The 4,915-nt window shown below is 60.6% G+C and carries 2 protein-coding genes and 1 pseudogene; 2 read left to right on the top strand and 1 reads right to left on the bottom strand.

Features of this window, described 5'->3' with window-relative positions:
* Nucleotides 1-198: 198 nt before the first annotated feature.
* Nucleotides 199-309: pseudogene (locus tag SO140_RS45300) on the bottom strand (peptide-methionine (R)-S-oxide reductase); the annotation flags it as partial.
* Between the two features lie 501 nt (nt 310-810).
* Between SO140_RS45300 and SO140_RS45295 the strand changes: the two are divergent.
* Nucleotides 811-2,040: an ABC transporter substrate-binding protein gene (locus SO140_RS45295; protein ID WP_498544139.1), complete on the top strand. Its 1,230-nt coding sequence runs from the start codon at nt 811-813 to the stop codon at nt 2,038-2,040.
* Between the two features lie 1,232 nt (nt 2,041-3,272).
* Nucleotides 3,273-4,915, top strand: a 1,643-nt coding sequence (locus SO140_RS45290) for an ATP-binding protein (protein ID WP_498544138.1), incomplete at its 3' end; no start/stop codon positions are given.

Raw genomic sequence — 4,915 nt, 5'->3', positions numbered from 1 at the left:
TGGTGCCGACCTTGAACCCGTTGCCGTGGATACGTTTGATCTCGGCAAAGCGAAACGCCCGGCCGCAGCACCAGCACGTCTCGAGGCGGATCGCGCCACAAGGTCGCCCAGATCAAGAGGCCAGGTGTGTTCTCATTGCCCGGCACGTCCTTCAGCGATTGCATCGCGGCCTGCAGCTCACGGAATAAAACCGCGCGGCGGCTCGCCGGAAACGACGTCGACGTAGAGGCCAGGCTCCTTGTTGTCCCAGTATTCGTTGGTGAAGGGGAGCTCGGCCCCATTGGTCTGCGTGACGCGGTACCACTCGGGTCAACTTCGAGACCACTTCGGGGTTTTGCTGTAGGTCGGCATTTGCGGAGCCCCCTTTTGTCCTGCATTGAAGATAGGCACCGGTGGTCGACCGTCCAATCACCTCCGGCTATCGAAACGATGCCATCGAGATCGCGGCTCGAGGTGTTTCAATCTGCCGGGCCGATTCACTTGCCCAAAGGCGACGGGTCTGACATTTGCTGGAACAGGACTTTGAATCGGTTCGCCGCGATACCGAGCGGTTAAAGCGTAGGCGTGTGCGAGGGGCTCCGATAAAGCGGACCAAGCTGTTCGCGCGAGCGCTCGCGGGCGACGTTGAGAATTAGGGGCAGCTCCATTGACGAATTCGCGAACTGACGCCGAACGCGCACGCGAGTGGCGTTCGTGAAGATCGACAACTCCTGATGAATGGTGTTCACTCTCGGAGAAGAGATCCAAGCGAGGTCTCGCGAGTGTGCCAATAACGATAGACACATTCATTGGTTCATAGGGAGAAACGAGATGTCCTTCGTCGCACGACGATTGGCGGCGTTCTCGACCGCCATTATAATGCTTGCTGCCAGCGGAGGCGGCGTACTTTCCCAGAAGAAATACGATGCCGGTGCAACCGACACCGAAATCAAGATCGGCAACATCATGCCCTACAGCGGGCCGGCGTCGGCTTACGGTACTACAGGCAGGACCGAGGCCGCCTACTTTCGCAAGATCAACGACGAAGGCGGCATCAACGGCCGCAAAATCAATTTCATTTCCTATGACGACGGTTACAGTCCACCAAAAGCGGTCGAGCAGGCGCGCAGACTGGTTGAGAGGGACGAGGTTCTTCTCATCTTCGGTTCGCTTGGCACGCCGTCCAACACCGCCATACAGAAATATATGAACGCGAAAAAGGTGCCACAACTGTTCGTGCAGACCGGCGCGACCAAATGGAATGATCCGCAGAACTTCCCGTGGACTATAGGTTGGTCGCCCAACAATCAGAACGAGGCACGGATCTACGCCAGGTATATTTTGAAGGAAAAGCCGAACGCCAAGATCGCGGTCCTCTACCAGAACGACGACTACGGGAAGGATTATCTCAAAGGCCTGAAGGATGGCCTCGGCGCCAAGGCTGCGTCGATGATCGTTGCCGAAGACGCCTATGAGGTGGCCGAGCCGACCATCGATTCGCACGTCGTCAAGATGAAGTCGCTCAATGCCGACGTATTCGTCGACATCACCACGCCAAAGTTCACGGCGCAAGCCATCAGGAAGGCGGCCGAGATCGGCTGGAAGCCACTTCACGTTCTCAACAGCATCAGCACCTCCATCGGAGGCGCCATCAAGCCCGCCGGTTTCGAAAACGCACAGGGCATCATTTCGGTGACCCATCTGATGGACGCGCTCGATCCTCAGTGGAAGGATGATCCCGGCATGAAGGCCTTCGACGACTTCCTCGCCGACGTTTTCCCCGAAGGCAATCGGGCCGATAGTCTGGTGATGACAGGCTTCAATATGGCCCAGACGCTGGTTCAGGTGCTCAAGCAGTGCGGCGATAACCTCACGCGCGAGAACGTGATGAAGCAGGCTGCAAACCTCAAGGACTTCAGGACCACCAACCTGCTGCCCGGCATCAAGATCAACACCAGCCCGATCGATTTCGCGCCGATCAAACAGGTGCGGCTCAGGAGGTTCAAGGGCGACAGATGGGAGCTGTTCGGGCCCACACTAGGCAGCGAAATCGGCGGCTAGAGCGCTTTATTGATCATAGCGGCGGATGTCGATCCGGCGCGACGTCTCCGACCTTCAATGCGTGCGATGTCACGCCTGTATCGCGCAGCCGCCCACGAGGTGGCTGCATGACTCCTAGTCCGCGGCGCTGAACGTCGTCAACAGCTCGGTGCGAATCTGGGCGGATATCTTGTCGATTTGGCATCAGTAAGGCGTCAGTCTGTGGATCCATTAGCTGGAGGCGGTTGCCCGCCGGCGTGCATGTCGTGATCACGCCTCCGGGATCGTTGCGTGCGGCGTGCCCGGGTGGGGACTTCGCCGACAAGTCGCGAAGCCGCGCGACCTTGACGAAAGCATCCAGCGCCGGCGAGTTGCGGCGCCGCTGCACAGCCAGCAACCACACCTTCCGCGAAACCGGGTCGCCCTCGAGCGGAATGGTCTTGAGCGTCGGAAGCGTGGCATGTGCTCGGGCACAAGTATCACGCCGAAGCCAGCGGCGGCCATATGCTGCAGGTGCAAGTCTTGACCGCCGCAGTGGCCGAGTTGGGGCGGCTTCTCGGCGAAATACGATTGCTGACTCTTCGGGGCGACGCGTCGGCGCGTTCCAGCAAGATGGTCTCACGGAGGTCGTCAATGCCGATCGAGGGACGGTTTGAGAGGCGGTGTGTCGCGCGAGAACCGGGACGTAGCGCTCCTCGAACAGCAGCCGTCGATGCGGGCGGGCATGTCGTGCACGTCCCTGACCATTGCGGCGTTGATCTCGCCCTCAAGCAAGAGATCGACGAGCTTCTCCGCCGCGCCCTCGCGCGGCTCGAGTGAAGTACAGGGACGAACTTTGCGATCCCCGCGACCAGATCGAGGACGAGCGACGCCGAGATGGATGGGGCGAGGCCATCTTCAGTGGCGATTTACTTGCGTTGGAACTCCTGGGCCCTGCGACGCACCGCCTCTGCAGAGGCCAGTGCGCATTCCAAGGTCGGTGAGCTGCGCAAGCTGGCGCTCGCGGTAGACCAACTGGTCGCCGAGTTCCAGCTCGCGCTTCTGCACCTCCTTGGTCGGGGCGGGCAAATCGCTCGCAATCGTCGCTAAACGAATAAGGATCTGCGTCCGCGTACCCGGCAAGACAAGGGAAGGCTGGCATTTCTCGGGTGATGGAGTACGATTTCTCTAGGCTGGAGAGAGGCCGCGCGTGTGGCGAGCGAAGAGCTTGATCAGCCGACTTCAAGCCGAAGCCCTGCGGCGGAGTTTGACGGATGGTGCAGCAGTCGCTGAACGTCGCGTACTCGGACGCCGGCTCTCAGGTGTTATGGGAGGACGGCGAGCGCGTGTTCAGTCGCGGCTGGCGACTGGACGACAATGGCAGCCGGCTCGCCGTGCTGCTTGTTGCGCCTACCGCGGACCACCGGTCCCAGGCGACACACGATCGGCTCACGCACGAATACGAGCTGAAAGATGAACTCGACGGGGCATGGGCGGCGCGGCCGCTAGCCCTCATGCGCGACGCCGGTCGGACCGTACTGGTGCTCGATGACCTGGGTGGCGGGGAGCCGCTCGATCGTTTGCTCGGTGGGCCCATGGAGGTAGGACGCTTCTTGCGCCTTGCTATTGCTGTTACCTCTGCTCTGGGCAAGCTTCATCAACGCGGGCTCATCCACAAAGACATCAAGCCAGCTAACATTGTGGTGGACTGCGCGGATGAACACGTGCGGCTCACTGGATTTGGCATCGCATCGCGCCTGTCCCGCGAGCGGCAGGCGCCCGCGCCGCCCGAGACCATCGCAGGTACGCTTGCCTACATGGCACCCGAACAAACCGGGCGGATGAACCGCTCGATCGACGCCCGCAGCGATCTCTACGCCCTCGGCGTCACGCTGTACCAAATGCTCACGGGCGTTCTGCCCTTCACGGCGGCTGATCCGATGGAATGGGTGCACTGCCATATTGCCAGAAAACCAGTGCCGCCAGGGGAACGGCTAGAGAGTGTCCCGGCGCCCGTCTCGGCGATCATTATGAAGCTGCTCGCCAAGACTCCCGAGGATCGTTACCAGACCGCCGGCGGTGCCGAGCGCGATCTGCGACGCTGCCTGGTGGAATGGGAAGCGCGCCGCCGCATCGATGACTTCCCGCCCGGCCTGCAGGACACGCCGAACCGTCTGCTGATCCCCGAAAAGCTGTACGGACGAGATCGTGAGATCGCGACGTTGCTTTCCTGCTTCGATCGCATCATCAAGACCGGTGTGCCAGAGTTGGTTCTGGTCTCCGGATATTCCGGTATCGGCAAGTCCTCCGTCGTCAATGAGCTGCACAAGGTGCTCGTACCGCCCCGCGGCCTTTTTGCCTCGGGTAAGTTCGACCAATACAAACGCGACATCCCGTATGCCACGCTCGCGCAGGCCTTCGGGGGCCTTGTCCGCCCGCTACTCGGCAAGGAGGAAGAAGAGCTAAGCATCTGGCGCGATGCCTTTCGCCAGGCGTTGGGGCCAAACGCGGGGCTTATCATCGATCTTGTCCCGGAATTGAAGCTAATCATTGGAGAACAGCCTCCGGTTCCTGTCCTACCGCCATTGGATGCGCAACGCCGATTCCAATTGGTATTTCGGCGATTCATTGCCGTATTCGCGCGGCCGGAGCATCCGCTTGCGCTGTTCCTCGACGATTTGCAGTGGCTCGACGCAGCAACGCTCGATTTGCTCGAAGATCTTCTGAGTCGGCACGACGTGCAGTACATGATGTTGATCTACGCCTACCGAGACAACGAAGTGGACTCCGCCCATCCCCTGACGCGCAGGCTCGAATCAATCCGCGAAGCTGGCGCGATAGTGCAGGAGATCACCCTCGCGCCCCTGCCCCGTGAACACTTGGGACAATTGATTGCGGATTCCCTTCACTGCGAGCC

The sequence above is a fragment of the Bradyrhizobium sp. UFLA05-108 genome, assembly GCF_059803455.1.
This window is presented reverse-complemented; position numbering and strand designations above follow the sequence as displayed.

Excerpts from the sequence above, each read along its gene's own strand:
- SO140_RS45295 (WP_498544139.1), top strand. The coding sequence starts at position 811 with ATGTCCTTCGTCGCACGACGATTGGCGGCGTTCTCGACCGCCATTATA.